This is a genomic window from Bacillus cereus group sp. BfR-BA-01331 (assembly GCF_022663915.1).
In the GTDB taxonomy this organism is placed as follows: Bacteria; Bacillota; Bacilli; order Bacillales; family Bacillaceae_G; genus Bacillus_A; species Bacillus_A mycoides.
On record NZ_JAKUGJ010000202.1, the window covers coordinates 1 to 250 of the forward strand.

Sequence of the window (250 nt, forward strand, 5' to 3'; positions counted from 1 at the left end):
ACAAGGTCCCAACTACCATCGGCGCTAGAGAGCTTAACTTCCGTGTTCGGTATGGGAACGGGTGTGACCTCTCTGCCATCATTACCAGACTGTATTCATTTAAGACAAGAATTATCATAACTTATTCGACATTTAAAGTCAATAAGTTTTTTATATTCTTTCAAAACTAGATAACATTGCTTCATATTATATGGTTAAGTCCTCGATCTATTAGTATTCGTCAGCTCCACATGTCACCATGCTTCCACCT

1 rRNA gene is annotated in these 250 nt (G+C 38.4%); it reads right to left on the reverse strand.

Features of this window, described 5'->3' with window-relative positions:
- Nucleotides 1-89: ribosomal RNA gene (rrf, locus tag MR155_RS31710) — 5S ribosomal RNA — on the reverse strand; the annotation flags it as partial.
- Nucleotides 90-250 lie beyond the last annotated feature (161 nt).